This is a genomic window from Streptomyces sp. NPDC057543, from assembly GCF_042801895.1.
GTDB lineage: Bacteria > Actinomycetota > Actinomycetes > Streptomycetales > Streptomycetaceae > Streptomyces.
In genome coordinates, this window is record NZ_JBHVFF010000093.1 from 1 (window position 1) to 26,975 (window position 26,975).

The 26,975-nt window shown below is 69.6% G+C and carries 23 protein-coding genes and 1 pseudogene; 11 read left to right on the forward strand and 13 right to left on the reverse strand.

What is annotated here, in order from left to right; all coding sequences use genetic code 11:
• Nucleotides 1-21: 21 nt before the first annotated feature.
• The 5 genes from ACFU8Q_RS17625 to ACFU8Q_RS17645 all read right to left on the reverse strand — a co-directional run bounded on the left by ACFU8Q_RS17625 (nt 22) and on the right by ACFU8Q_RS17645 (nt 5,178).
• Nucleotides 22-642, reverse strand: coding sequence for an L-threonylcarbamoyladenylate synthase (locus tag ACFU8Q_RS17625; protein WP_384454272.1), 621 nt, complete (start codon nt 640-642; stop codon nt 22-24).
• A 61-nt stretch (nt 643-703) separates the two neighbouring features.
• A complete protein-coding gene (locus ACFU8Q_RS17630; RefSeq protein ID WP_384454275.1) occupies nt 704-1,642 on the reverse strand; it encodes a carbohydrate ABC transporter permease in 939 nt (312 codons plus the stop codon).
• A complete protein-coding gene (locus ACFU8Q_RS17635; protein WP_384454278.1) occupies nt 1,639-2,787 on the reverse strand; it encodes a carbohydrate ABC transporter permease in 1,149 nt (382 codons plus the stop codon). Before ACFU8Q_RS17635 ends, ACFU8Q_RS17630 begins: the two co-directional genes overlap by 4 nt.
• A 5-nt stretch (nt 2,788-2,792) precedes the next feature.
• Nucleotides 2,793-4,034 (reverse strand): extracellular solute-binding protein, encoded by a 1,242-nt coding sequence (locus ACFU8Q_RS17640; protein WP_384454281.1) that lies wholly within the window; start codon nt 4,032-4,034, stop codon nt 2,793-2,795.
• A 94-nt stretch (nt 4,035-4,128) separates the two neighbouring features.
• Nucleotides 4,129-5,178: a LacI family DNA-binding transcriptional regulator gene (locus ACFU8Q_RS17645; protein ID WP_384454284.1), complete on the reverse strand. Its 1,050-nt coding sequence runs from the start codon at nt 5,176-5,178 to the stop codon at nt 4,129-4,131.
• Between the two features lie 125 nt (nt 5,179-5,303).
• Between ACFU8Q_RS17645 and ACFU8Q_RS17650 the strand changes: the two genes are divergently transcribed.
• Nucleotides 5,304-7,427 carry a glycogen debranching N-terminal domain-containing protein gene (locus ACFU8Q_RS17650; RefSeq protein ID WP_384454287.1) on the forward strand — a complete coding sequence of 708 codons (2,124 nt, stop codon included), beginning with the start codon at nt 5,304-5,306 and terminating at the stop codon, nt 7,425-7,427.
• 229 nt (nt 7,428-7,656) lie between these two features.
• Here ACFU8Q_RS17650 and ACFU8Q_RS17655 read toward each other — a convergent pair whose 3' ends face one another.
• From ACFU8Q_RS17655 to ACFU8Q_RS17675, 5 genes are all read right to left on the reverse strand, one after another.
• Nucleotides 7,657-8,877: an AI-2E family transporter gene (locus ACFU8Q_RS17655; RefSeq protein WP_384454289.1), complete on the reverse strand. Its 1,221-nt coding sequence runs from the start codon at nt 8,875-8,877 to the stop codon at nt 7,657-7,659.
• Nucleotides 8,878-9,631: 754 nt separating this feature from the next.
• On the reverse strand, nt 9,632-11,008 hold the full coding sequence (locus tag ACFU8Q_RS17660; RefSeq protein ID WP_384454291.1) for an ATP-binding protein: 1,377 nt from the start codon (nt 11,006-11,008) through the stop codon (nt 9,632-9,634).
• 12 nt (nt 11,009-11,020) lie between these two features.
• On the reverse strand, nt 11,021-11,689 hold the full coding sequence (locus tag ACFU8Q_RS17665) for a winged helix-turn-helix domain-containing protein (RefSeq protein ID WP_384454294.1): 669 nt from the start codon (nt 11,687-11,689) through the stop codon (nt 11,021-11,023).
• Between the two features lie 663 nt (nt 11,690-12,352).
• Entirely contained in the window at nt 12,353-13,060 is a 708-nt protein-coding gene (locus ACFU8Q_RS17670; protein WP_384454296.1) for a BPL-N domain-containing protein, read from the reverse strand.
• A complete protein-coding gene (locus ACFU8Q_RS17675; RefSeq protein WP_384454299.1) occupies nt 13,057-17,190 on the reverse strand; it encodes a Pls/PosA family non-ribosomal peptide synthetase in 4,134 nt (1,377 codons plus the stop codon). Before ACFU8Q_RS17675 ends, ACFU8Q_RS17670 begins: the two co-directional genes overlap by 4 nt.
• Before the next feature lie 135 nt (nt 17,191-17,325).
• On the opposite strand from ACFU8Q_RS17675, the gene ACFU8Q_RS17680 reads away from it, so the two are divergent.
• Complete coding sequence (locus ACFU8Q_RS17680) at nt 17,326-17,637, forward strand: hypothetical protein (protein ID WP_384454302.1); 312 nt, start codon at nt 17,326-17,328, stop codon at nt 17,635-17,637.
• 6 nt (nt 17,638-17,643) lie between these two features.
• On the opposite strand, the gene ACFU8Q_RS17685 is transcribed toward ACFU8Q_RS17680, so the two are convergent.
• Nucleotides 17,644-17,787, reverse strand: coding sequence for a hypothetical protein (locus tag ACFU8Q_RS17685; protein WP_384454306.1), 144 nt, complete (start codon nt 17,785-17,787; stop codon nt 17,644-17,646).
• Between the two features lie 9 nt (nt 17,788-17,796).
• Between ACFU8Q_RS17685 and ACFU8Q_RS17690 the strand changes: the two genes are divergently transcribed.
• The 5 genes and pseudogenes from ACFU8Q_RS17690 to ACFU8Q_RS17710 all read left to right on the forward strand — a co-directional run bounded on the left by ACFU8Q_RS17690 (nt 17,797) and on the right by ACFU8Q_RS17710 (nt 20,634).
• Nucleotides 17,797-17,961: a hypothetical protein gene (locus tag ACFU8Q_RS17690; protein WP_384454308.1), complete on the forward strand. Its 165-nt coding sequence runs from the start codon at nt 17,797-17,799 to the stop codon at nt 17,959-17,961.
• A gap of 181 nt (nt 17,962-18,142) precedes the next feature.
• Nucleotides 18,143-18,280: pseudogene (locus ACFU8Q_RS17695) on the forward strand (MGMT family protein); the annotation flags it as partial.
• Between the two features lie 92 nt (nt 18,281-18,372).
• The gene (locus ACFU8Q_RS17700; RefSeq protein ID WP_384454311.1) at nt 18,373-19,104 is read left to right on the forward strand and encodes a 2OG-Fe(II) oxygenase; all 732 of its coding nucleotides are present in this window, start codon (nt 18,373-18,375) and stop codon (nt 19,102-19,104) included.
• Between the two features lie 86 nt (nt 19,105-19,190).
• Nucleotides 19,191-19,757 carry a hypothetical protein gene (locus tag ACFU8Q_RS17705; RefSeq protein WP_384454314.1) on the forward strand — a complete coding sequence of 189 codons (567 nt, stop codon included), beginning with the start codon at nt 19,191-19,193 and terminating at the stop codon, nt 19,755-19,757.
• Between the two features lie 184 nt (nt 19,758-19,941).
• Nucleotides 19,942-20,634 (forward strand): RraA family protein, encoded by a 693-nt coding sequence (locus ACFU8Q_RS17710; RefSeq protein WP_384454316.1) that lies wholly within the window; start codon nt 19,942-19,944, stop codon nt 20,632-20,634.
• A 135-nt stretch (nt 20,635-20,769) separates the two neighbouring features.
• On the opposite strand, the gene ACFU8Q_RS17715 is transcribed toward ACFU8Q_RS17710, so the two are convergent.
• Nucleotides 20,770-21,822 carry a polyprenyl synthetase family protein gene (locus ACFU8Q_RS17715; RefSeq protein WP_384454319.1) on the reverse strand — a complete coding sequence of 351 codons (1,053 nt, stop codon included), beginning with the start codon at nt 21,820-21,822 and terminating at the stop codon, nt 20,770-20,772.
• Nucleotides 21,819-22,883 carry a tetratricopeptide repeat protein gene (locus tag ACFU8Q_RS17720; RefSeq protein ID WP_384454322.1) on the reverse strand — a complete coding sequence of 355 codons (1,065 nt, stop codon included), beginning with the start codon at nt 22,881-22,883 and terminating at the stop codon, nt 21,819-21,821. Before ACFU8Q_RS17720 ends, ACFU8Q_RS17715 begins: the two co-directional genes overlap by 4 nt.
• Nucleotides 22,884-23,539: 656 nt before the next feature.
• Between ACFU8Q_RS17720 and ACFU8Q_RS17725 the strand changes: the two genes are divergently transcribed.
• From ACFU8Q_RS17725 to ACFU8Q_RS17740, 4 genes are all read left to right on the forward strand, one after another.
• Nucleotides 23,540-23,998, forward strand: a complete 459-nt coding sequence (locus tag ACFU8Q_RS17725; protein ID WP_384454325.1) for a hypothetical protein — start codon at nt 23,540-23,542, stop codon at nt 23,996-23,998.
• 248 nt (nt 23,999-24,246) lie between these two features.
• Nucleotides 24,247-24,438: a DUF6381 family protein gene (locus tag ACFU8Q_RS17730; RefSeq protein ID WP_384454328.1), complete on the forward strand. Its 192-nt coding sequence runs from the start codon at nt 24,247-24,249 to the stop codon at nt 24,436-24,438.
• A 221-nt stretch (nt 24,439-24,659) separates the two neighbouring features.
• Entirely contained in the window at nt 24,660-25,661 is a 1,002-nt protein-coding gene (locus ACFU8Q_RS17735; RefSeq protein WP_384454334.1) for an MsnO8 family LLM class oxidoreductase, read from the forward strand.
• Between the two features lie 705 nt (nt 25,662-26,366).
• Entirely contained in the window at nt 26,367-26,876 is a 510-nt protein-coding gene (locus ACFU8Q_RS17740) for a DUF664 domain-containing protein (RefSeq protein ID WP_384454331.1), read from the forward strand.
• Nucleotides 26,877-26,975: the final 99 nt, after the last annotated feature.

Genomic DNA, 26,975 nt, shown 5'->3' on the forward strand with positions numbered 1-26,975 from the left:
GCGTGGGACCGTCGATGCGGCCTACTCGAACCGTGTGGCGTCGCCCGCCCCTCGGCGTACGATCTCCGGTTCGCCACTGGAGAAGTCGATGACCGTGGTCGGCTCGGTGCCGCAATCGCCCGAGTCGACCACGGCGTCCACCACATGGTCGAGCCGTTCCTTGATCTCCCAGCCCTGGGTCAGCGGCTCGTCCTCCTCGGGCAGGAGCAAGGTGCTGGAGAGCAGCGGCTCACCGAGGTCGGCGAGCAGAGCCTGAGCGACGACATGGTCCGGAATCCGCACTCCTACCGTCTTCTTCTTCGGGTGCAGCAGCTGACGCGGCACCTCCTTCGTCGCCGGGAGGATGAAGGTGTAGCTGCCGGGCGTCGCGGCCTTGATCGCGCGGAACACATCGTTGTCGATGTGCACGAACTGACCCAGCTGGGCGAAGTTCTGGCACACGAGGGTGAAGTGGTGACGATCGTCCAGATTCCGGATCGACCGGATTCGGTTGATGCCGTCACGGCTGCCCAGCTGGCACCCCAGTGCGTAACAGGAGTCCGTCGGATACGCGATGAGCGCGCCCGAGCGGATGCTGTCGGCCACGGTGCGGATGGTGCGCTGCTGAGGATTTTCGGGGTGCACGTCGAAATACTTCGCCATCCGCCGAGTCTAGGTGATCGGGACATCGCGCCCGGAACGACGAGGCCCATCCGGCCCGAGCTCACTCCTTGACCGCGCCCGCGTTGGCGCCGCTGACGAAGTAGCGCTGGAAGCAGAAGAACAGCGCGGCCACCGGGAGGGTGGACAGCAGGGCCGCGGCGAGTTTCAGCGGATACTGCGTTCCGCCGCCGAGTCCGCCCGACACGAAGCGTGCCAGACCCGTGGTGAGCGTCTCGTACCGGCCGGACTGCGTGCTGACGAGGAAGTGCGTGAACTCGTTCCACGACCCCTGGAAGGACAGGATCGTCAAGGTGATCAACGCCGGTCTCGCCATCGGCAGGACGACGGACCAGAAGATCCGGAACACCCCCGCCCCGTCGACCCGCGCGGCCTCCTCGACCTCGCGCGGCACCGACTCGAAGAACTGCTTCATGATGAAGATGCCCGCCGCGTCCACCAGCAGCGGCAGGACCATGCCGGTGTACGTGTCGAAGAGCCCGAAGGTGTTGAGCACCAGGAACTTCGGGATGAGCAGGGCCACACCGGGCACCGCCATCACCGCGAGCACGAAGCCGAACAGTACCGAGCGGCCCCGGAAGCGCAGCCGCGCCAGCGCGTACCCCGCCATGGAGTCGAACAGCACCCGGCCCGCGGTGACCAGTACCGCCACCAGCGCCGAATTGCCCAGCCAGCGCAGGAACGGCACCTCTCCGGCGGCCTGGCTCAGTCCGAACAGCCGCTGGTACGCGGCCGTGGTCGGAGTGGTCGGCAGCAGGGTCAGCGGGTGTGCGGCGGCGTCCGGGTCCGTCTTGAAGCCGGTCACCAACTGGAGGACGAACGGCAGCAGATAGAGCAGACCCAGCCCCAGCACCGCGGCGTACCCCGCGAGCCGCCACGGCAGCGGGAAGCGGCTCAGGACGGGGCGTGCCCGGTCGTGCGACGCGGGACGGCGAGAGGAACGCCGAGTCCGGTCGCGTACGGTCGTGCCGGCGGCGGTCATCGGTTCCTCCCGGTGCGTGTACCACGTTCCCGCAGCGCCCAGCGCTGGAACGCGGTGAGGATGAGGATCAGGGCGAGCAGGATGAACGCGATCGCCGCGCCCTGCCCGAAGTCCGCGTCCTCGAAGCCCGCGGAGTACGACAGGAAGGCGGGCGTGAGCGTCGTGTTGCCCGGAGCCCCCTGACCCATCACATACACCTGGTCGAAGACCTGCCAGGTGGAGATCAGCCCCAGGGTCAGGACGAGGAACAGCACAGGACGCAGCGCGGGCAGTGTCACGTACCGGAGCATCTGGCGATGGTTGACCCCTTCCATGGCGGCCGACTCCTCCAGCTCCCGCGGAATGTTCTGCAGTGCCGCGAGGAAGATCAGCATGAAGGTGCCGGAGGTGGTCCACACGGCGAGCAGGATGAGTGTGCACATCGCGACCGAGGGACCCGAGAGCCACTCGAACCACGACAGGCCCATGGCGGAGTGATCGGCCAACATCCCGGTGGGCCGTTCCGGGTCGACGATTCCCAGGCCGCCCAGGATCAGCGACAGCACCCCGCGGGGATCGGCGAACCAGTTCGGTCCCTTGACTCCGATCCAGGACAGCATGGAGTTGACGGCTCCGCTGCCCTGGAAGAGAAAGAGGAAGACCGTGGAGACGGCGATGGAGCTGGTGACCGACGGGAAGAAGAACGTCGTACGGAGGGCGCCACGCCCCCGCAGCAGCTTCTGGTTGACGATCAGGGCCAGCCCCAGTGCCAGCAGTGTCTGCAGAGGGACGGTCAGCAGAACGTAGTAGGCGTTGTTGCGCAGGGCGGTCGCGAAGAGGGTGCGGTCCAGTCCGTCCTGCGTGAGCAGCGACCGGTAGTTGTCCAGGCCGACGAAATCGGCCTGGCCGGAGAACGGGTTGGACTGTCCGTCCCAGTGCAGCAGGCTCACCCACAGCGCCATCAGGATGGGCAGCACCATGAACAGGCCGAGGACGAGCACCATGGGGCTGACGAACAGCCAGCCCCAGGTGCCCTCCCCGCGAAGGCCCGCGCGCCGGGCGCGAGCCTTCGCGGTCGTACCGGCCCTGCCGGGTGCGCTGTCAGGTGCGCCCGGCGTGCCGGTCGTTCGGGGGGTACCGCTCGCGCGCATCGTGCGGTTGGGCATGGGGCTCAGTTGCCCTTCGCGATGGCCTGTTCGCCGTTGCGCTGGAGGTCGGCGAGGATCTTCTTCGGGTCGGCGGTGCGCAGCGACTGCAGATCGGTGTTGAACTGGCTCAGCACCTTGTCGAAGCCGGCGATCGTCACGGGACCCTGCGCGTAGGCGCTGCCGTCCACCCAGGCCGTGGCGGCGGGCTTCTTCTCGGCGTACGTCTTGAGGGCGCTGGTCCGCGACGGCATGACGCCGAACGCGTCGGCGAAGGCGATCTGCTGCTTGGCCGACGTCAAGTACTTCACGAGGTCGACGCTCGCGTCGCGATGCGCGCTGTCCGCGGCGACGCCCCAGCAGTTGCTGAAGGCGAGGGTGCCCTTATCGGCCGGCCCCGCGGGCAGCGGTGCGACGGTGTACTTCACATCGGGGTAGTCGAGCTTCATGCCGCCTTCGAGCCAGTTGCCCTCGATGGTCATGGCGGCCTTGCCCTTGCCGAGTGCCTCCCCGCCCCAGCTGGTGTCCACCTGCTTGGCGAACTTCATCGAGCCGGACTTGAGCAGGGACTGGACGAACTCGAGCCCCTTGGCGTTCTCCGGGCTGTCGGCGGTCATCTTCTTCTGGCTCGGGTCGGTGAGCCAGCCGCCCGCCTGCTTCATGAAGACCCCGAGCCGCTGGTACTCGTCACTGGTGACCAGACCGGTGACGCCCTTGCCGGTGAGCTTGTCCGCGACGGTCTTCAGCTCCTCCCAGCTCTTCGGATAGTCCTTCTCCGTCAACCCGGCCTTCTTCCACAGGTCGGTGTTGATGACGAGACCGAGGGTGGAGGTGTCCTTCGGCAGGCAGACCAGCTTCCCGTCGTACGAGAACGAGGTCCGCAGCTGCTGGGAGAAGTCGTCGGCGTCGGATATCCGGTCGCCGTACGGGTACAGCGAGCCGCCCTTGGCGTAGTTCGCGAACTGGTCGGAGTTGACGTAGAAGACGTCCGGCGGCTTGTGCCCGGCGAAGGCCTGGGCAAGCTGCTGGTTCATGTCCTTGGCCGTCTCGACCGCGACCGAGTTGCCCGACTTCTTCTCATATGCGGCGGCGGCGGCCTTGACTGCCTGGGTCTCGGCGTCCCCCGAGGTGGCGATCAGTACCGTCAGCTTCTGCTTGCCGGCTTTGTCCTGCTCCGGCTTCTTGTCGCCGAAGCTGGATGAGCAGCCGGTGGCGGCCAGGAGCGCCGCGCAGGTGGCGAAGGCGGCAACGGCCGTACGGGTTCTCATGAGTTCCTCCAGGAGGGATGACACTTGCGGCTCAGCCGCCCGGAAAGGGCGCGCTGTGAATGGAAGGCCCGTGGAACGGGCGTTGGGGGGTGGTTCAGTCGTCCGACGCGGACGTGCTGTCACGCACGACGAGAGACGGTTCGAGAAGGACGCGTTCGGGCGGAGCGCCGACGTCCGACATCCGGGCCAGCAGCAGCCGGACGCATTCGCGGCCGACAGCCTCCAGCGGCTGGGCGACGGTGGACAGTCCGGGGGACAGGAGCGCCGCCGTGGGGGAGTCGTCGAAGCCGACGACCGCGACATCCGTGCCCGGTACGGCCCGTCGCTCGCGCAGCGCCTGGTAGCAGCCCAGCGCGAGCATGTCGCTCGCGGCGATCACGGCCGTCGCACCCGCGTCGAGGAGTGGTCCGACGGCGGCCTGCGCCGAGGCGATGTCATCGACACTCTGCGCACGCCTGCCGCGCACCGGAAGGTCGTGCCGCCGCATGGCGCGCTGCCAGCCTGCGGCGCGGTCGTCGCCGACCCCGGAGCCGCGCGGCCAGCCGAGGAACGCGATCCTGCGATGCCCCAGGCCCACCAGGTGCTCGACCGCGGCGTCGGTGCCCGAGGCGCCGTCGACATCGACCCAGTCGCCGATCTGTCGGCCGGACCACATCCGGCCGAAGGCCACGAACGGCACACGCCGCTTCTCCAGCCAGGCCTGGCGCTGGTCGCCCCGGTCGGTTCCGCTCAGCACGAAACCGTCCACGCTGTGCAGGTCGAGGAGTTCCTCGTACCCGTCCAGGCCCGCGCTGCCGGGGGGTGCGGCGAAGAGCAGGACCCGGTACCCGGCCTCGTCGGCCGTTTGGGACAGGGCGTGCAGGAACCGGTCCATGACCGGGGCCGAGATACCCGGGGCGGTGGGGCGGATTCCGTACCCGATGAGCTTGCTGGAGCGGGTGCGGAGGGTCTGCGCCGCTCGGTGCGGGCGATAGCCCAGTTCGTCGATGGTGCGCAGAACTCGGTCCAGGGTCTCCGGACGCAGCAGTTCGGGTGAATTGAGTGCGTTCGACACCGTCTGCGGAGAGACTCCGGCCCGCCGTGCGACCGTGGCCAGGGTTACCGAAGCGGCCTTGGTCGCGGGGGTGTTGGGGGAGCGGGGCATGAGAGTCTCCGGAACCGGTTGTGCGAACTGACGAGATTATTGGAGCGTTCCAAAAGCATTGTCAACGCCCTGAGGTCGTCGTTAGGGTTCTTGGAACGCTCTAATGCCTGAGAGGTTCTGCTCTGTTGGACACCACTGTCAAGACCCACGACATAACAAACTCCGAGACGGAGGCCGGCCCGTCGGTCGAGGGCCTCCAGCCGTTCCTGCACGACGCCTGTGTGACGCTGTACGCTCCGAGCTTCGCGATCTCGCACGACGACGGGCAGATCGAGGGTTCGGCCGACGGCTTCTACCACGGCGACAGCAGGGCACTTGCTCGGCTGACCGTCGCGGCGGACGGAATCGCGCTCGCCCCGGTGCGCGGAGCCTTCGAGGGAGCGGACCGTGCTGCCTTCCGCAGTGTGCTGCGCGGGCTGGGCGAGGAGACGCCGGACCCGGCAGTCACCCTGCACCGGCGTCGTCGCGTCACCCCCGGGCACCTGGAGGAGACCCTCGAAGTCGTCAACGCGGGGCGGCAGCACGTCCGTGTCTGGCTGATCGTCACCGCCGGGACGGACCTCGCCCCGATCGAGCGCGTCAAGTCCGGACACGCGCAGAGCCCGGTCACCGCCACCGCCACCGGAAGCGGACTCGACTGGTCCCGGGACGGCTTCGCCGTACGCCTCACCAGCTCCCCGGAGCCCGCCGCCGTCGACCCGGCCGCCGGACGGCTGGAGTACGACATCGCACTCGCCCCCGGCTCGTCATGGACCGCCGTACTGGACTGCGAGGCGGCGCACGATGACGGCGACCAGTTCCCCGCGCCTCCCGCGCAGAGCCTGCCCTGGCGTACACCGGCGCTGCGCAGCGCCGACCGGCGCTTCGACCACTGGCTGAGCCAGTCGGCCGCCGACCTCGACAGGTTGCGGCTGACCGACCCGGAGGAGCCGGCCGACCAGTTCCTGGCGGCCGGTGCCCCGTGGTTCCTCACCCTCTTCGGCCGCGACTCCCTGTGGGCGGCCCGCATGATGCTGCCGCTGGGCACCGAACTCGCCGCCGGCACGCTGCGCACGCTCGCCCGGCGACAAGGCGCGAAGTCCGACCCGGACACCGAGGAACAGCCCGGTAAGATCCTGCACGAAGTGCGCCGCGCCACCCAGGACTTCAACGAGAACTTCTCCCTGCCGCCCTGTTACTACGGCACGGTCGACGCCACCCCGCTCTGGATCACCCTGCTGCACGACTCCTGGCGCTGGGGCCTCGCGCCCGAGCAGGTCGAACAGCTCCTGCCGCACGCGGAGTCCGCCCTCGCCTGGATGCGTGACCACGGCGATGCGGACGGGGACGGCTTCCTGAAGTACATCGACCACACCGGGCGTGGCCTGGCCAACCAGGGCTGGAAGGACTCCGGCGACTCCATCCGGTACCGCGACGGAGGCTTCGCCGCGTCCCCGATCTCGCTCTGCGAGGTCCAGGCGTACGCGTACGAGGCGGCCCGCGGTGGCGCGGACCTGCTGCGCGCCTTCGGTCGCCCCGGCGCCGACCAGTGGGAGGAGTGGGCCGAGCGGCTGAGCGATCGCTTCCGCAAGCACTTCTGGGTGGAGGACGAGCGGGGACCGTACCCGGCCGTGGCGCTCGACCGGGACAGGAAGCCGGTCGACTCGGTCACTTCGGGCTTCGGCCATCTCTTGGGTACGGGCCTGCTCAACCATGAGGAGAGCGCCCTGCTGGCCGCCAGGCTCGGCGCGCCCGACCTCGACTCGGGCCATGGTCTGCGGACCCTGAGCAGCGATCACGTGGCCTACAACCCGTACGGCTATCACATCGGTTCCATCTGGCCGCACGACACCGCGATCGCGGTGCACGGCCTGGTCAGGGCGGGGTTCCCGGAGTCGGCCGCATCCCTGTCCGAGGGGCTGCTGACCGCGTCGGCGGCCTTCGACGCGCGGCTGCCCGAGCTGTTCGCCGGCCACGGCGCGGCGACCGACGCGCGGCCCTCGCCCTATCCGGCGTCCTGCCGACCGCAGGCCTGGGCGGCGGCCTCGTCCGTGATGATCCTCCAATCGGTGCTCGGTCTGTCCGCCGATGTCCCCGGCGGAACGCTCACGGTCGCGCCCGCGTTCGCGGAGGCGTACCGGCCGCTCAAGGTCGAGGGACTCGACGTCGCGGGTGGGCGGCTCGACATCTCCGTCGACGCGGACGGTACGGCGCACGTCGAGGCGCCGAAGGGCCTGGTGGTGAGGAGGCAGCACCTGACACCCCGCTGACGCGAGCCGAGGCGCCCGCTCCGCAGCACGACCCCGTGGAGCGGGGCGAGGATCTTGCCCCGGCCCGGACGGCCGACGCGAGCCTGCGGGGGAGAGCGGCGACAACGGCCGTACGACAGCATCGGCACAAGCGGTTCGGCTTCCGCCCCCGCGCGCGGGGGCGGGCCGGCCGGCCGAGGAGGCCGGTGCCTCGCTTCCACCTCGACGCACCCGTCCCCGCGCGCACCGCTCACCTCTTGTCGCGCGTGGAACCGCTTGCCGGGCGCAGTGCCTGACGGACCGACCACAGGACTGACACGAGCGGTACCGCCACCACCGCTCCGAGCACTCCTGCCGCGATGGCGCCGCCGATCACCGAGAGCGCGACGACGACCGGGTGCAGGCGTACGGCCCAGCTCATCACGAGCGGGTGCAGCAGATGGCCCTCGATCTGGCCGATGACCACGATCAGTACGAGGACGACGGCCGCCACGATCGGGCCCTTCGCCGCCAGAGCCACCACGGCAGCGACCGCGAGGGCGATGGGTGAGCCGATCAACGGAATGAAGGCGGCGAAGAACTCCAGCAGGGCCAGAGGCAGGGCCAGTGGCACTCCGAGTGCGAACAGGGCCAGTCCGACGAGTACGGCGTTGGTCCCCGCCACCAGGATGATGCCGTGGGTGTACCCGGTGAACGTACGCCAGGCAGCCCGGCCCACGATCGCCACCCGGGCCCGAGCCGTCCGCGGAAGCTGATCGCAGAACCAGTCCCACTGCCGGTCGCCCGAGTGAATGAAGAAGACCGAACAGAACAACGCCAGAACGAACACCGTCACCACCTCGACCAGTCGGCCCACGCCGCTGACGGCCGTGCTGATGAGGGCGGAGCGATGGCTCGACAGGAACTGCCCGATCCGGGAGTGGAGGTTGTCGAGCGTCTTCTGATTCAGCCGGAACGGCGGCCCCTCCAGCCAGTGCTCGATCCTGCCGAGACCGTCGCTGAACTCCCGTTCCAGCCCGGCGCGTTCTCCGGCGACCACCTCGCCGACGAGGGTCAGAACGCCGAGGACGAGGACGATACTGCCGAGCAGTGCCACGGCGACAGCGAGTGGCCGCGGCATCGGACGGGCCAGGAGATCCGCCACCGGGCGCAGCACCGCGGTCACGACCAGGCCGAGGAAGACGGCTACCGCCACTTCGTGGAACCGCCCCAGCGCCGAGAAGAGCGCGTACACGACGGCTCCCACCACGAGGATCCGCCAGGCGTAGGCGGCGGCCGTCTGGAGTGTGGGGTTCACGCGTGGCGTGGACCGCGGGCCGGGCGGCGCCTGTCGCGTGCCCGGGTTCAGGGCCGCGGGGCCGGTCATGCCGCGCAGCGCCCGGCGTGACGCGGTGCGGATCCGGTGCCGTCGTCCTTCGGACGGTACGCCGGGGTCCGTGTTGTCGGGCTGCGGGTGCGAGGGCTCGGGCATTCCCTGCTGGTACCAGGAGGGGCCGCGTCCTCCCTGGCTCCCGGCTCGACATGCGCAGGAAGTCACCCCTACGGGCGGAGCCACCGGCCATCCACCCGTCGCTCCTGTTCCTGACGGGCTCGTCGATCCAGCTGCCGCCGGAGTCGCGTCGGGAGGAGGCGAAGGAGCGGACGGCCTTCGGTGCTCCGGCGCACGGCTGACGGCGCGCCGGCCCACGCCGGTCACTCACGTCGACGTTCAGGTGATCCGCACCCAGCATCTGTACACGCCCCGCCGTCCTGGGCACGATGGTGTGGAGGCACCGTCAGGATGTGGTCCATTGCAACGGGGGACGAAGATGCAGTGGCCGGAGGGGCCCGCTGCCGACCCGGAACGGGCGCGCGAGCGGTACGACTCCGATGTCCAGGCGGAGCGCAGGGACTTGCGGGAGGCAGCGCGGGCAGATCTCGCTGCCGCGCATTTTGGTTCGGGGACCGTAGTCGTCGTGAGTACGGTCGTGGGCCTGCTCGCAGGCCCTGTAGCCGGTGCCCTTGTAGCCGGTGCCTTCGCCGCACTGTTTCTCATGACACTGGCGGTCATGCACCTTCGAGGCCTCGGCGGAGGGGAAGCGACTCGGCGGGCGTATCTGTTCTCCTTCGGCTGGGCGAACTGGATCTAGGGCCCTGAGCCGGGATTTCGCTTCAGATATCGCGGCAGTGGACCGGGAGCCCGCAGTCAGGAGCCCGCACAGGGTCGACCGCGGACGCCGCGGCCGCTACCGATCGCCGACGGGAATCCGTACGACGATCCGAGCGCCTGGCTGGTTGGTCTCGATGTGGGCGCTGCCATGGTGGGCGGTGACGATGTCGCGGACGATGGCCAGCCCCAGGCCGCTGCCGCCCGTGTCCCGTGCGCGCCCTTGGTCGAGTCGGGTGAAGCGCTCGAAGACGCGTTGCCGGTCGGCGGCAGGGATGCCGGGACCGTCGTCGGCCACGACCAGGTTTGCGATGCCGTCCAGGACGTAGAGGCGGATGTCGATGCGGGTGGCGGCATGGCGCAGGGCGTTGTCCAGTAGATTCCGCACCACGCGGGCGAGGGCATCCCGGTCACCGTGGACGCGCGCGGCGCTGACGGCATGCTGGTCGATGACGAGGGACGTGCGCTGGCGGGCCTCGCCCACCTCGGTGAAGACGATCTCGTCCAGGTCGACCGGGCGTTTGCGCAGGCGTGGACGGGCATCGAGGCGGGCCAGCTGCACAAGGTCGTCGACGAGCCGGGAAAGCCGATCGGTCTCCTGGAGCAGGGTGGGGGCGAGCGATCGCCAGTCAGTGGTGTCGGGACGGCTGACTGCGACCTCCAGGCGGGTGTGCAAGGTGCTCAGCGGGCTGCGCAGTTCGTGGGCGGCGTCGGCGACGAAACCGCGCTGCCGCCGGGTCGTGGCCTCCAGGCGGGCAAGCAAGTCGTTGAAGGTCTTCGCGAGCCGGCCCAGAGCGTCCTCGGCGGGGGGCACGTCGAGTCGGCGCCCCAGGTCCGATGCGGTGATCTCGGCGGTCTGGGTTCGCAGGGAGTCCACGGGGCGCAGTGCGCGTCCGGTGAGCAGCCATACGACGCCGGTGAGCAGGGCCACCGTCGATGGCACGGTGGTGGCGAGGCCGAACGTCAGCTTGGTCAGGCCGTGGTCGATGTCTTCTGTGGACATGGCGACGTACACGGTCATCGGGTTGTGATGGGTACCGGCCGGGACGGCCACAGCACGCCAGGCACTGTCATCGCCCACGGTGATGTCCTGGACGGTGCGGGCGTGCGGGGTACCGGATCCGTTCGGTGGGAAGTCGAACAACCGGGGTCTGCTGCGCAGATTCGCCGAGCTGGCCTGCACTGTTCCTTTGGCGTCGACCACTTGGACAGCGGCCTCGCCGTGGAAGGTGTCGCGCAGTACAGTGTCGCGCGGTTCGGCCTGGAGGGTTGCTGCGACGACCTGGGCGTCCTGCAGGGCGGTCTGGTCGAGCTCGTTGATGAGAGTCGCATGCAGCCACAGAACGAGCAGCACAGCGGCACCGGCCAGTCCGAACGCGATCACGAGGGCAGCAGCGACGGTCAGCCGCAGCCGCAGCGACCGGCGGGACCACCAGGCCGGGATGTCGACGCGCATCCGCAACCCTCCTCAGCTCCGTAGCCGGTACCCCGCTCCGCGGACGGTCTCTATGGTCTGGCGGTCGAACGGGGCGTCGATCTTGCGCCGCAGATAACCGACGTAGACCTCGACGATGTTGGTGTCGCCGTCGAAGTTCTCGTCCCACACGTGCGTGAGGATCTCCGTCTTGCTGACCACTTGGCCGGCACGCCGGAGCAGGAACTCCAGGAGGGTGAACTCCCGTGCGGTCAGGTCGATCTCATGGCTCCCGCGACGGCACCGCCTACGGGCGGGGTCCAGGGTCAGGTCGTTGGCCGAGAGCACCGCGGGCCGGGGTGGTGCTCCTCGGCGCAGAAGCGCCCGCAAATGGGCCACGAGTACCACGTACGAGAACGGCTTGCTCAGGTAGTCGTCGGCGCCGAGGTCCAGGGCGTCCGCCTCGTCGTACTCTCCGTCCTTCGCCGTGAGCATCAGCACGGGGGTCCACACGTTCGCTGCCCGCATCCGCTTGAGGACCTCGTACCCGGACAGGCCGGGCAGCATGATGTCCAGGACGATGACGTCGTGCGGCTCGTGCAGGGCCCGCCAGAGCCCGTCCACACCGTCATGTGCGGCTTCGACGACGAAGCCCTCCGAGGCGAGTCCGTCGGCGATCGCCGCGGCAAGTCCACGTTCGTCCTCGATGATCAGCATCCGCATGGCAGCCTCTCCATCCACCCTAGTGCCGCAACCTGCGGACTGTCCCCTGAGAAGCCGCTGAGGGTCCTCTCAGTGCCCGCGGCACACGCTGGAGGTCTCGAGCAGGTGAGGAGAGGAACGATGACAGACAGTCGAGACAGGCGTCGGGACGAGGTCCGGCGAGGCGAGCGTGATGCACGCCGGACCGACACGGCGAGAGAGCAGGCGCCGCGTGGTGACGAGCCGGGGCGCAGGGGCAGGAGGCCGGATGGCAGGGCAGGAGGCCGGATGACGGCAGTCGGTCGGCAGATGACCGGTAGAGGAACATCGCGGACGTGCGTGAGCGCCTGATCCGCACTTTCCGTCCCGTCGGCCACCCGCTCGGCGGGTGGAGCCGGAGCCACCGACTGCTCCTTGCCGACGCGCGCGGTCAGCAGCAGTGGACGGCGATCGCCGCAACGCGGCTCCTGCCCAAGGCGATGTCGGTCATCAGCCACAGTGGGGACGGGCCCCGTTCCGACGTAGTCGACGGACAACCCGCGTGTCAGACCTGTGCCGAGCCCCTCGAGGTATGCCTCCTTGCGTACCCAGGCGCGGGCGAACGCCGGGGGCCGGTTCTGCGGGCAGAGCCAAGAGCTCCAGGGCCTCCCTCGGGTGCAGCTCCGAACCGAGTGGGCACCGCGGTCATCTCTCCATCACCGTGTTCACGAGGTCCAGCGCGAGATCCCGGGTGTGGTGGATCGGGAGGCGGTTGTCGGTGTACCAGTCGTCGCCGGCCTCCGGGTGCGGTCCGGTGACCCCTACGCGGCCGGCGCCGAACCGGGTGACGACCGCGGCGGTCGCGCCGTTGGTGTAGGTGGCCAGGACGGTCGCGTCCGCGTCCGCGTCGAGCGCGAAGTACGGTCCGTCCTGGAAGAAGACGGTGCGGGGCCGTCCCCGCCACACCACCCCGACCAGGGTGTTGCCGGTGTCGTGGACCGTGCACCCCGGCGAGCGGATGTACTGGTCGGTGTCGCCGGGCAGCAGAGCGAATCCTGGGGTGGCCCCTGCCAGATAGGCGCCCAGGCAGAAGCCCAGGTAGCGTCCGCCGCCATGGACGAAGTCACGGATCGCCTCACGTTGCCGCCTCAGCTTCCGGTAGGCGGGCCGGAGCGACATGCCGCCCGGCTGGGCATACACAAGGGCCCCGGACAGCGAACCGGCCGACAACTTCAGGGCCTCGCGCGGACCGGTGAAGCGGACGTCCAGTTCCCACGGGCCGGCGGCGAGCAGGTCCGCGACCGCCTCCGGGCAACCGGGCAGCGATGCCGGGCCGCGGTAGACGAGCGCGAGCGGGCGGGGTCCGGGCTTCCCGGCCTGAATCATGGCTTCCTCCTTGCTGCCAGTGGTCATGCGTCGGGCACCGCAGTCGGCTGCGATGAGTCCCCTCGAACCGGTCGGGGAGGGCTCGTCGTTCCTTCGGCGGGGAGCCCTCGCCAACTCGTCCCCGGCGGCAGGTGTTCCCCCTTCATGACCAGGGACAACGCCCCGAGTCCGACACGCTCGCCCACCACCGCGTCGTACAGCACGATGGCCCGGGTGCCGATATCCGCACCGGACCGGACAGTCACCGTCGACATCTTCATGACACGGTCTTCGAACAAATGCGTCTGCAGTGAGACGTTCATGCCGACCGCTACGTCGTCGCCCACCTCCACCAGGTCGAATTCGGTGAGAAAGGTGGTGCCGATCCAGGTGCGCCGGCCGATGTGGGCACCGAACATGCGGAGTACCACCGGCAGGAACGGTGTCCCCACCAGCAGACCCACCCCCGCCGGGACCGCGGCCCCCTCGAAAAGGCCGGTGATGAACTCCGTACGCCGTACGAACAAGCTCCACAGTGGCTCGATACGCGGCCGGTACCTTCCGACGACGGCAAACTTGGCCACCATGCAGTAGGCGATGACCGTGAGCGCCGCGCCCATGGCCAGGAAGGGCGACACCAGCACCAGGACCAGTGGGCCGACGCCACGGGCAAGGCCGGACAGAGCCAGCAGGTACAGGTAGGCACTGGTCGCCAGGAGCGACGCGGGCATGGTGACGCGGAAGAACTCGATACCCAGACGAGCGAGCACCGCCCTGCGGGTCGGGCGGTACGTCAGCTCCTCAGGGTACGAACCGCTGCTCTGGCGCACCGGCAGCCGCAACGCCGGGGAGCCGAGCCACGTAGTCCCGTCGGGCACACCGTCGGGCGGCGGGACCGTACCCACGCCGACCAGGGAGTTCGGACCGAGCTCCGTGCCGGCCGCCACCAGCGCCGCATTACCGACGAACGCGCGGCTGCCCACCGTGGTGGGTCCCATGGCCACCTGGCCGGCCGCGAAGACGGCGGAGCCGATGCTCGCCATGTCCGCGACGAAGCTCCTTTCCTTGAGGGTCAGCAGGCCCGGCTCGACGTGCGAGGCGGTGGAAACCTCGGCACCCCGGCCCACGCGCGCGCCGAGCAGCCGCAGCCACGGCACGGTATAGAGGGTGGCGTAGAGGGCGTTGGTGAAAATGAGGCTGTACTCCAGCAACTTGTCCACGAACCACTTGCGCACGCCGAGCGAGGAGCGCGCCGAGTGGATGCCCACCGGCACCCCGGGCCGGACCAGGCGCCTGCCGACGGCCACCACCAGACACACCGTACCCACGAAGACCGGGCCGGACAGTGCGGTGGCCACCAGCCCGGAGCCCGCACCCCAGCGCAGCCACGCGAACCAGAACAACGCGATGCCGGGCAGGACCATCAGCAGAGGAGCCAGTTCCAGGAAAACCAGGCCGAGCAGCGCCGCGGACAGATGTCGTGGCCGCCAGCGATGTGCAACGCCGCGTGTGCGCAGCATCGTCTCGACGACCGGAGTGAGAGCCTCGACCCGGCGCGCCGGTGATCCGGCCCAGCGCGCTCCACCCGCCATCGACTCGTCCTGGCCGATCACGGACTGCTCACCGAGCCCGGAGTCCGGCCCCATGCACGCACCGGGTTCAAGTACCGCGTTGGCACCGACGAAGGCCCGCTCACCAACCGTGATCGGCGCGACGGTGACCCGTCCGTCCGCGACCTTCCAGGGCCGCAGTGAAACGCCGTAGCCGACCGCCGCGTCGCTGCCGATCGTCAGCAGAGCCGGCAGACCGATCAGGCCGGTGGCGATCGTGGTGCGGGCTCCGACGCGTGCACCGAGCAGCCGAAGGTAGGGAGCCATCATGGGGGAGCCGCTGAGTACCCGCAGCGGACTGATCTCCACCAGCAGGTTCAGCGCCCACAGACGCAGATAGGTCGGCCCCCACAGTGGGTAGCGGCCAGGTGCGATGCCCTTCCCCAGCAGGCGCGCCAGGGCAGGAGGAAGGATCCAGCGCACCGCCAGGTATCCGGCGAGGACGGCGATCGTCGGCTGCACGACCTCCCCGCCCGAGACCTGGCCGTGGTGTGCGGCGTACGAGAGGGCCACAGGCAACGCCAACAGCAGGAGCACGACGTAGATGACCCCCGCCTGGGCCAGTCCGGCGAGCGCGATCCGGCCGCGGCTGTGGCGGATGAACGAGCGGGGCGGGCCGGCGGTGCCCACGGTGGCCGCCGAGGCGCGTATCCGCTCTGCGAACCCCCGCACGGTCGGGTACTCGTACAGGTCACGCAGAGTCGGCCCGGTTCCCCTGCCACGGCCGCGCAACAGCGATACGGCCTGGGCAGCGAGCAACGAGTGGCCGCCGAGATCGGTGAAGAAGTTCGCCTCGGCCGACAACTCGTCGGGAGCGAGGCCGAGCACCTGGGCCCAGGCGTCCCGCACCCGCGTCTCCGACTCACCACGGGCGGGCACCATGCGGCCGGTCCCCATGAGCCGGCGGCCCGGAGGGGGTAGCAGCCGCCGGTCGACCTTGCCGCTCGGCATAGCGGGAAGGCGGTCGAGGATGTCCAGGAACGACGGCACCATGTACGCGGGCAGAGTACGTTGCAGGTGCTCGTGCAGGCGGCCGACGAGGTCGCCGTCGGAGGCCGCGTCCGGCTCGGGAGTATCTGTGGCACGTACGACGTACGCGGCGAGCACCTTGCCGCTCCCCGTCTCGCTGTGCCCGGCCGGGTCCAGGTCGTCCCGGGTCTGCGGAGTCCTGCCCGTGTCCGGCGCGGGGACGAGCGCGGTGACGGCTTGGGCTACGCCGGGGTCCTCCAGCAGCACGTTGTCGATCTCACCGAGTGCCACCCGGTAACCCCGGATCTTCACCTCGGCGTCGGCCCGGCCCAGGTACTCGATCTCCCCGTCGACGGTCATCCGGCCGAGGTCACCGGTGCGGTAGAGCCGGCCGCTCCGGGGACCCAGCGGGTGCTCGATGAAACGGTCGGCGGTCAGGTCCGGCCGGCCCACGTAACCGCGGGCCAGGCCGGGACCGCCCAGGCATATCTCGCCGGTCGAACCGTGGGGCACGGGCCGCCGCTGTTCGTCGAGAAGCACCACCGAGTACGTCGGCAGAGGCCGTCCGATGGTGACGGGCCGGTCTGCCCGCATTTCCTGCCAGGTCGCCGTGACGGTGGCCTCTGTCGGTCCGTACGTGTTGAGGATGCGGCGTCCCGGCCTGCTCCACCGGCCGACGAGACTCTGCGGGCACGCCTCGCCACCCACGACGACACTGCGGACCCGCGGCAGCTCGCGCGGGATCGTCGCCAGCAGCGTCGGTACGCAGTACAGCACGGTTACGCGATGTGTCTCCAGGAAGTCGGCGAGCTCGTCACCGAGCCGCGCGGGACCGCTCGGCCCGGCGACGAGCGTGGCGCCTGCCGTCCAGGTCGGCCAGATCTCCTCGATGGAGAAGTCGAACGAGATGGTCATGCCCTGGAACACCCGGTCATCGGGGCGTACGGCGTACACGGGAGTCACGACACCGAGGAAGTTGCAAATGCTTGATTGGGCGATCTCCACGCCCTTGGGCCTGCCGCTGGAGCCCGAGGTGTACATGATGTAGGCGGTGGGATCGCTCTCGTACCGGCCCGCAGCGGACATGTCGGCAGCCGGCCGCGTCGTGGGAAGGCAAGCGACTTCACTCGCCCAGGCGTCGGTACGGATCACCCGGCACCCTCCCGGCTCCTCCGTCTCCGCATGCCCGGCGCGCGGGATCAAATCGCCCGTGGTCAGCAGCACCTCGGCGCCCGAGTCGCCCAGGATGTACGCGATGCGTTCGGGCGGGGACGCAGGGTCGAGCGGCACGAACGCCGCCCCGGCCTTGCACACGCCCAGGAGCGACACGTACATGTCCACGGACCGCGGCAGCAGGACAGCCACCCGAGTACCCGTACCGACGCCCACACTGCGCAGGTAGTGGGCCACCTGGTTGGCCCGTGCGTCGAGATCGGCGTACGTCAGATGCTGCTCATCGCATTCCAGAGCGACGGCCCAGGGTGTGCGGTCACAGGAGTCCTGAAAGAAGTGGTGCAGCCGACGGGCCGTGTTCGTCGCGCTCGGGTCGGTGAAGGATGAAGCCGGAACGACAGGCGGCTCCACGGTGTGCGAGGCCATGAGGAAACCTCCTCCTCAGGTCCGGGTACTGTTCCAGCCTGTACGGAGCCGGCTGAGAGGAGGCTGAGACAGACCCTCACCTGATCGGTCCGTGGCCTCTGGCGCGCACCGCATGAGGGGTGCTCTGATCAGTCCATGGCAAGAATGGGCTGCGCGACGCGGAACCACATCGACCTGTGGAACGAACGATTTCTGCGGGAGGGCCCGGTTGTGATCAGCTTCGGCACCGTGCTCCGTGGTTCTCTGCTCCCCGCCATCGTCTGGCTGGGCGTGCTTGTCCTCGTGTGTGTCATCTACAGCCCCGTAGTGGCTGTGGTCATCGGGGGACTCTTCGTGCTTCTGTTCCTCGCAGGCTTTGTGTTCCGAAGAAGAGCTGGGCATTCCGTCACGTGCAGCTTCTACGGTGCGGTGGGCGGCGTGCTCGACAAGTCGATGCTGGGGTTCTGAGCCGTTTCAACCGTTCACCTGGTCCGTCGACGCGGTGGACACCGTGCGACTCACCCGCCCCTGCTCGGCCGCGATCCGTGCGAGGAGCTCGTCGGCACGTCCGACACCTACGGGGCGGGTGACTACGCCTGCCTGCATCAGGGCGTCCACGGCGACATCGTGTTTTCGCTCCGGTTTGCGATCACGCTGAACCAACCGGGCGAGGACTTCACGGACGGGGCCGGCCGGAGCGCGGCAAGAACGGCTGTTGCCGGCACGCCGCCGGAACTGTCGAACCCGGGCGGCGAAACACCTTGGGGCTCATCTTCCACGACGCCCGTCTAAACCGTCCGCCAGGTTCCGGCACGCCGTGCGGGGGCACGTGAGCGCGGCGAAATGCGCCGTCCGAAATCCGCCGGATTACGTCCCGCGAATGCCGCAGATTTGTAGATGGGTCGGTGAAAACCGGTGGAAGGAAGGCGCGATGACGCTCTGCACGACCATGGACGGCCCCTGGGATGAACTGCTGCTGATCGTCCGGCCGTGTGACCGCGTGATCGGCGCGGACGACTCCCTGACCGGCTACGCAGGAGGGCTGGAGCGCAAGCAGCAACTGCTGCGCCACGAAGGAGTCGCCGAGAGCGTCGTCCAGGCGGCCGCTTGACCGGCGCCGTCGCGCCCCGTGCCACTTCCGCCGGGCCGCGGCGACGCCACCGACCCTGCCTGTCGCCAACCGCACACCGAGGGACCAGACCCGTGAACGACACAACACGACCGGCCGGAACCGTGAGCGACCTGGTCGACGCCACCGACTGGGCCGCGCTCACCGAAGAGATCGACGAATACGGCAGCGCGCCGACCGGGCGGCTCCTCACCCCCGACCGGTGCCGCGAGCTCGCCGGGCTGTACGACGAGACCGATCGCTTCCGCTCCACCATCGACATGGCCCGCCACCGATTCGGTTCCGGGTACTACCGCTACTTCACCCACGATCTGCCCGAAGTGGTCCGGGAGTTGCGCGAGGCGTTCTACCCGCACCTGCTGCCGATCGCCCGTGCCTGGGCCGACAGGTTGGGTAAATCCGCCCCGTGGCCGGACGAGTTGGAGGAATGGCTCGGCATGTGTCACGAGGCCGGGCAGTCCAAGTCCGCCCAGATCCTGCTGCGTTACGGTGCCGGGGACTGGAACGCCCTGCACCGCGACGTCTTCGGCGACATGCTCTTCCCGCTCCAGGTCGTCATCGGACTCGACGTGCCGGGCACCGACTACACCGGGGGTGAATTCCTCATGACCGAGCAGCGCCCCCGCGCCCAGTCCCGGGGGTCGGCCACCGTCCTTCTCCAAGGACACGGGCTGGTCTTCACCACCCGCGACCGGCCGGTCGCCTCCAGGCGCGGCTGGTCGACCGCGCCCATGCGGCACGGGGTCGGCACCGTCCGCTCCGGCCGGCGCCGCACCCTCGGCCTCGTCTTCCACGACGCCAAATGAACGACCGCACCCATGCCGGCCAAGAAGACGGCCGGCGCACCCGCGCACTGCCGCCCCTGGCGGTGAGAGAGCCCCGAGGACACCTGATGAGCCTGATCAAAGATGCTGCACGGAGCAGATCACCCAAGCTCCGCAAGGCTGTCGCCGACAGTCCGGCACCGGATGCCCACACGGACGCGGAGCTGGCCGCATTGATCGGCCTGCTGACCGCGCCCCGCTCGCGTATCCGGTCCGTTGCCGTCGGGCATGGGCGCGATGCCGACTCACGTACCACCGCCCAGGCGTTCGTGCGTGCATGGCAGTCCCTGCCGCGGGATGTGCTCGCTGTTGTCGACTGGCCCGAGGACGCCGCCTCGTGGCTCCGTCCCGCTCGGCGGCTGACGGCCCAGGCCCCGGATGCGTGGGTGCTGGCCGGTGCGCCGCTCGGAGTGGCCCAGCTCGTGCGGCGCCTGCGTCATTCCACCGACTGGGATCCGGCCCGCACCTTCGGTTTCGCCTCGCTCGCCACCCCGCGGCTCGTCGAGCTCGCCGGTGGGGACACCGTCCACGGTCTGCGCGGCGCGTGTGCCGCCGGTGGCACCTGGGACATGCGGCACGGCTGGATCACCTGGGGTGTCGTCCCGGAGCCGCATCAGAGCGAGCCTTTCGCGTGACGGACGGCGGCTTCGGCCATTCCTGTGATCAGCAGCCGGCGGCCGTCCTCATCGCCGGACCCGCCGGCTGAAGCGGACCGTCGACGCTTCGAGACCACGCCAGTAACATCGCGCCCCTGCCCCGCTGTTGCATTCAGGTGCTGTTGACGGGTGAGCCCATCAGCACCGTGTCAGGGAGAACGCCATGTTGAACCTCTTTGATGACCTGTCCACACCGCTGGTGGCCGATGCCTGCCTTCGCGTCGATGTGCCACTGCGTGCCGCGCCACCCGGTATCGGAGCGCTGATCTCCGGACACCGGATCGCGGGCCGGGCACTTCCGGTGCGGCACTACGGAAGCGTGGACGTGTTCCTGGAGGCTTACGGCGGCGCCGAGCAGGGTGATGTGCTGGTCATCGACAACGGTGGCCGGCCGGACGAGGCATGCGTCGGAGATCTCGCGGTGCTGGAGGCCGAGGCGGCGGGCGTGGCGGCCCTCGTGGTGTGGGGGCTGCACCGCGACTCACCGGAGTTGGTGGAGATCGGCCTTCCTGTCTTCAGCTACGGCAACTACCCACTGGGCCCCGTCCGGTTGGACGAGCGGGAATCCGAGGCCCTCACCACGGCACGGTTCGGCCCGCACCTGGTGAGCGGGGACGACTTCGTCCTCGGCGACGAGGACGGCGTGCTGTTCGTCCCGGCCGCACACATCGAAGAAGTGCTGACGACCGCGCACACGATCCGGCAGACGGAGCGTGAACAGGCCCGCAGGATCAGGGCGGGCGAGACACTGCGCAAGCAGACGTCCTTCGACGGCTATCTGGCACAGCGATCGGCCGATCCGTCGTACACCTTCCGGCAGCATCTCCGGCGGACCGGTGGGGCCATCGAGGAGTAGGCCCCGGTCCGACGGGCCTCACGAACCGGTCCGCGGGTGCGCCGGTGGCCGGCCCGGGTGACGGGATTCAGGCCACCGGCGCTGATGGGGAGAGCCGGGGGAAGCGGTGTCTCCGGCAGAGGCCCCCGCGTCGGGTCACATGGTGCGGTCGACGAGGAACGGGAGAAGCGTGACGATTTCACCGAGTGCGGCCGGGGCCAGCGGGACGTTCTCCAGGCTGCGCCGAGCGCTGTCGAGGTGCTGATGCGCCTCGGCCAGTGTCGCCGAACGCCCGCCGGCTTCCTCGACGAGATCGGCCGCCCGCCGCGCGGTGGTGCCGTCGAGCGGACCGTCGGCGCCGAGCAGTGCGGCGAGGCGCCGGGCAGCGGGGTGGTCCGTGGCCAAGGCCGCGAGGACGGGGTACGTCTTCTTCAGCCGGCGCAGATCACTGTGGACGGGCTTGCCCGTGGCCTGCGGATCTCCCCAGATGCCCAGGAGGTCGTCCACGGACTGGAATGCCACCCCGAGGTGCCGGCCGGCCGTGGTGAGGGCGTCGACGGTCGTGGCAGGGGCTCCGGCGAGCACCCCGCCCAGGCCCGCCGCGCAGCCGAGGAGCGCGCCGGTCTTGTGCTCGGCCATCCACCGGTACTCGTGCGGCCGCACCGCTTTTGGCCCGGTCCAGGGCCGGGACTCGAAGAGCAGGTCCTCGGCCTGACCGCGGACCAGATCGGTCAGTGTGCCGGCGAGAAGCCGGACCGCTGCCGCACCGTGCACGCCGGGAGCGTCGGCCAGCGTCTGTACGGCCAGGGCGAAGAGCGCGTCGCCCGCGAGGATCGCGGGGCCGGTCCCGTACACCTTCCACGCGGTGGCGCGCTGTCTGCGGGTCTCGTCGCCATCCATGATGTCGTCGTGCAGGAGGGAGAAGACATGGATCAGCTCGACGGCGACGGCGCCGACGACGGCATCCTCCGCGGGGGCGCCGGCGGCCTCGGCGCCGAGCAGCGTGAGGGCCTGACGCACCCCTTTGCCCTGTGAGCCAGTGGAGGGGCCACCGTCCGCCGTGCCCCACCCGAGGGAGAACGCGGCCATCTCCGCGTGCCACGGGTGCAGGCGCTGCACGGCCTGTGCGAGCGCCGGGCGTACGAGGTCGCGGCAGCGGGCGAGAATCTGCGGTGCCGTGGCCCGCTGGGCTACCGGCGGCGGTGTCATCGTCGTCCACTTTCCTCGTCGGCCGCGCCACCGGCCTGCGTCACGCCGAGTTCGGCGTACGCCTTGTCCACCATGTCCCGGGCGTTGAGCAGGCCGATCCGGCTGAGTGTGCGGCGCAGTTCGTCCAGATCGGTGGCGGTCTCGTTCCGGTCGCGGCCGAGCCGGGCGAGCGACTTGACGAGACCGAGCCGGGCCAGCGCCTCACCCCGGGGTTCGGCCATGGCACGGAACTCGGCGAGCGCCTCCTCGTAGACCTGGCGCGCCGCCTCGTAACGGCGGGCGCGGAAGAGCACATTGGCGCGCATCTTGTGGTTGTACGCGAGCGCACTGGACAACTTCATCTCACGGCAGGTGAGTTCGGCTTCCGTGAGCAGGGTCAGGGCCCGCTCCGGATCGTCGTCCCGCAGGGAAATGATGTCGGCCATGCCGCGCAGGGCCCACGCGCGGCCACGCCGGTCGTCCGCGTTCCCGGCCAGCTCGGCGGCCTCCTCGAACATGGCCAGGGCGCTGTCGAGTGATCCGGTGTTGCGGTGGATCTGTGCGATGCCTTCCAGCGCCCACACGGTGTGGCGCGCCTCGCCACGGGCGCGCGCCTCGGCGAGCAGTTGTTCGTGCAGGACCGCGACCTTCTGGTAGTCGCCCTGTATTCGCCCGGTCTCCGCAAGGCCGGCGAGAGAGTAGCCACGGGCGACGATGTCCCCGCCACGCTTCCCCATGTCGGCAGCCAACCCCAACAGGCGGAAGGCGAGGCGGAGTTCGCCGCGCTGACGGGCAAGGGTCCCGCCGCTCCACAGCGCCCACGCCATCGCCCCCGGGTCACCGGCTGAGCGGGCAGCCCGGTAACTGGCCTTCCACGCCCGGTCGGCCTCCTTCACGTTGCCGAGTCTGCGATGCGCCTCGGCGACCGCGAGCCCGCACCGCGCCACTTCGCGCTGCGAGCCGGAGAGCTCGGCCTCCCTCAAATGACGTACTCCTTCTGCCAGTACATCCGTGAGAGAGGAGTTCACCGACATCTTGGTGAGGGCGCCTTGGTACTCGGGCGCCAGTGCCTTGCTGTGCATGGGAGCCTTTCGCGTGCGGCCGAGCGGCACCAGGGCAACTATGCATGTGGTGTATACACGGAGTGCATAGTTGCCCGGTGATCTGACCCGGGCGCTCGTGGGGGGTCGGACGTGGCTTGTCACTTGCGGCGAACCGCCTTGCTGTGGATCAAGACGGCAGTCGCGTGTCCGAGGTTGCTCCGCGATCCGCAGAAGTCGACATCGGGGGACTGTGGGGGCATCGGAACCGGCTGCTGCTTCGCCGCTCGTTCGTTCTGGCAAGTCGCTTGCCCGTTCCGGTGATGCGTCGGCATCCGGCCGAAGCTGAAGGGTGGCACCCGCCCGTATGCCGGGCTCCAGGCGAGGCCCGTGGACGCGAACGGGAATCACGTGCTCCAGGCGATCTTCGGTTCCTTCAATGCCGGCGTCAGGACCACGGACGACCGCTGTTCCTACGGGGCGGACGACGGCACGGGAGTGAGTTGCGCCGTCTGTTTTGCGGCCGGAAACCGGACCACGTAGTTGAATCCGGCACCATCTTGGCTCGGTTCCATTGGCTCGGTTCCACGGGCGGGGCGCAACGGACAGCGTGCGGTGCGGGATGCCTCGTGAAGCGGCTCCGACACCTTCTGGCTAAGCTCGATCAGGGGTCGAATACCAGATCGATGGAGGCTCCCATGACGACCCTCGAACCCCGCGATGTGACCCCTCGCCTCGCCACCGGCGCGTTCATCCTGAATTCCGGCCTGGGCAAGCTGAAGGCGGACGAAGAGACGGCCCATGGCGTGCACGGCATGGCCTGTATCGCCTACCCGTTCCTCGAGAAGATCGAAGCCAAGCGATTCACCCGGCTGCTCGCGCTGACGGAGATCACGGTCGGCGGAGCCCTGCTCGCCCCCTTCGTACCGACCCGACTGGCCGGACTGGCGCTGACCGGGTTCTCCGGCGGCCTGCTCGGTCTCTACCTCCGGGTGCCAGGGATGCGGGAGTCCGGCAGCCTGCGGCCCACCCAGAACGGCATCCCGTTGGCCAAGGACTCCTGGATGCTGGGCATCGGACTCGGACTTCTGGCCGCGGATGTCCGCTGGCCGGGCGGGCGCGCGTCCCGGTGTCCCTGGCGGCGGTGCCGAGGATGAGGGCAGCACCGGCGTCGCGGCGCGAGCGGGATGCGCCGGTGCTGTGCCCGGTGAAGGCTCGTGTCGGTCGCATTCTGACTACTCTGGGGGTGGGAAGCCGAGCCCGTCCGTCGTCGGCCACCCGGGACGCCGGGCCGAGGAATGCCCCTCCGTCGGGGGTTACGCCAGGTAGCCACCCGGAGCGCGGTGTCCCGGAAGGCCTGGTTCCGTGGCGGGGTCCGCTCCGCCCACAGATCCAAGGAGTGATCATGAGCGAGTCAGAGGAATACCGCGGTCGCGTAAGGGAGATGCGCGCCAAGGCGAAGGACCTCAAGGACGCAGCCGAGCGCACCTCCGACCCCAAGGAACGCCAGCGCCTGAAGGAGAAGGCCCGCAGGATCGAAGCGGAGAGCGATCAGGTCAGCGGCATGGCGAGCGGCGACATCTACCCCATGGAATAGCCGGCCGCCGGAGTAGCCGGCCCTGAAGTGGCCGGCCCCTGGAGGCGTCGGCGCCGGGCGGTGACCGAAGGCCGCCCCGAGCGCCCTGACGCGATGGGCGCACGGCCGTCGTGGGCCCCTGGGCGGTGCCGCACTACCGCTCAGGGGCCGTGCTCGTCGGTTCCGTGACGGGCCGGGGGAATCCTGGCGCGGGCCGGGCGTTTAACAAGGGTGTGAGTTCTGTGATCGCGTCCACCCGGTTTTCCGTGCTCGACCGTTCCCGCACCCGTGAGGGGCACGACGGCCCGGAGGCGCTGCGTGACACCGTGCGCCTCGCCCAGGAGGCCGAGGCGCTCGGGTACCACCGGTTCTGGGTGTCCGAGCACCACAGTGTGCCGGGCGTCGCCGGTTCGGCGCCGACTGTGCTGGCCGCGGCCGTCGCGGCGGCGACATCCACCATCCGGGCCGGCACGGGCGGCGTGATGCTCCCCAACCATCAACCGCTGGTGGTGGCTGAGCAGTTCGGGGTCCTGGAGTCCCTCTTTCCCGGACGGATCGACATGGGAGTCGGGCGTTCGGTGGGCTTCACCGACGGCATTCGCAGGGCGCTCGGCCGGGACAAGTCGGCCGCTGAGGACTTCGCCGGGCAACTCACCGAGCTGCTCGGCTGGCTGGACGGCACGCAGCGCGCCCACCCGCAGGTGCATGCCCGCCCCGCCGATGGCCTGCGCATACCCCCGTTCGTGCTGGCCACCGGCGAGGGGGCCGGTATCGCGGCGAAGGTTGGGCTGCCGCTGGTCGTGGGAGACCTCCGCGGCCGGGAGAAGCTGCTGCGAGCCGTCGACCGTTACCGCCGGGATTTTCGCCCCTCGTCCTGGGCCCCGCACCCCTATGTGGTTGTGGCGGGCACGATCGCGGTCGCGGGGAGCGCGGAGGAGGCGCGTCGCATCCTGATACCGGAGGCGTGGTCCCTGGCGTACTCCCGGACCCATGGAGTCTTCCCGCCGCTCGCCCCCGCCGAGCGGGTCGAGGCGCTGACCATGACGGAGAAGGAGCGCGGGTTCTACGAGAGCGGACTGCGCGGTCACCTTTATGGCACGGAGGACCAGGTGGTCACCGCGCTCGAAACGGCCCTCGAAGAGACCGGCGCGGACGAGGTGCTCGTCACCACCAGCACCTATGACCGCGCGGCTCTGACGGATTCCTTGCGCCGACTGGCCCGGATCGCGGAGCTGACCAGCTGAGCACGCGCCCCCGGCGGGGGCGTACCCGGCCATACCCCGGCCTCGGTCCGGCCCCGCGGACGCCGCCAGGCCGCCCCCGCTGCTGCCGAGTCGCTCTGCGGGGCACAGCCCGCCGGGTCACGCTCGTGATCGGCCCGCACCGCTGCGTGAACGGCCTGTGGAGCCAAGGCACTTCGAGACCATCTCAACTGGCTTGATCAGCAGGCTGTCTGACGTGATGGCGTGATGAGGCGTCTGGTTACGGACAGGTTGTGGGACGTGTTCCAGCGGGCGGTTCCGGCTGGTTTTCCCGCCTCCGACAGCGCGGGCAGCGCGTCGGGTTGGCGTGGCGGCCCATGAGCGCCGCAGCAATCATCACTGTCGGGCCGGCATGTGCCGGGTACCTCGTGACCTGCCTGAACAGTCTTCGGCTGACGCAACGCCAGGAGCGGCCGGCTCGGGTCGACCGGCAACTGAGCGAGTTCTGCGGACCCCTCCTCGCGCTGACCGAAATCAACAGCCGGGTGTACCACGCTCAAGCAAGAACGAGCTGCTCTGCTCGGACGCCGTAAACGCCGCGACTGACCGATTGAGATCACCTTTACTCAATCCGAAACGATCAGTTGGGCCCGATTGGCAAGCTCGTCCTGGTCCGGAAACGGACAGTGCCGAGCGCGGCGCGTGTCGATCGCGGGTGAGGGACGGGAGAGCGGACATGGTGAGGTCATGAACAGCGTTGACCTTTTGACGGACGCGTTCACCCGCGTCCAGGAGACGGTGCACTCGGCGGTCGAAGGACTGTCACCCACCGACCTCCATGCTCGCCTCGATGGCGGAGCGAACACGATCGCCTGGCTCGTGTGGCACCTCACCCGGATCCAGGACGACCACGTCTCGGATGCGGCCGGTATCGAGCAGGTCTGGTTCACCCGGGACTGGGCCTCCCGTTTCGATCTGCCCTTCGAGAAGAACGCCACCGGGTACGGGCACAGCGATGCGGACGTCGCGGCGGTGCAGGTGGGGTCGCCGGAACTGCTGCTCGGCTACTACGACGACGTCCATGAACAGACCCTCGATTTCATCAGCGGGCTCGACGGCAGGGCTCTGAACCGCGTCGTCGACGAGGCATGGTCGCCGCCGGTCACCCTCGGGGTCCGTCTGATCAGCGTCATCTCGGACGACCTGCAGCACGCCGGCCAGGCGGCCTTCGTCCGGGGCGTGCTCGAACGCCGTTAGAACTCCGCCCGAGCGAGGGACCGTTGCGCGCTCGGGGAGCGTCGGCGCGCTCCGGCGCATGTTCCGCCCCCTGGACCTCCGGGCGCCGAGGTCATGAAC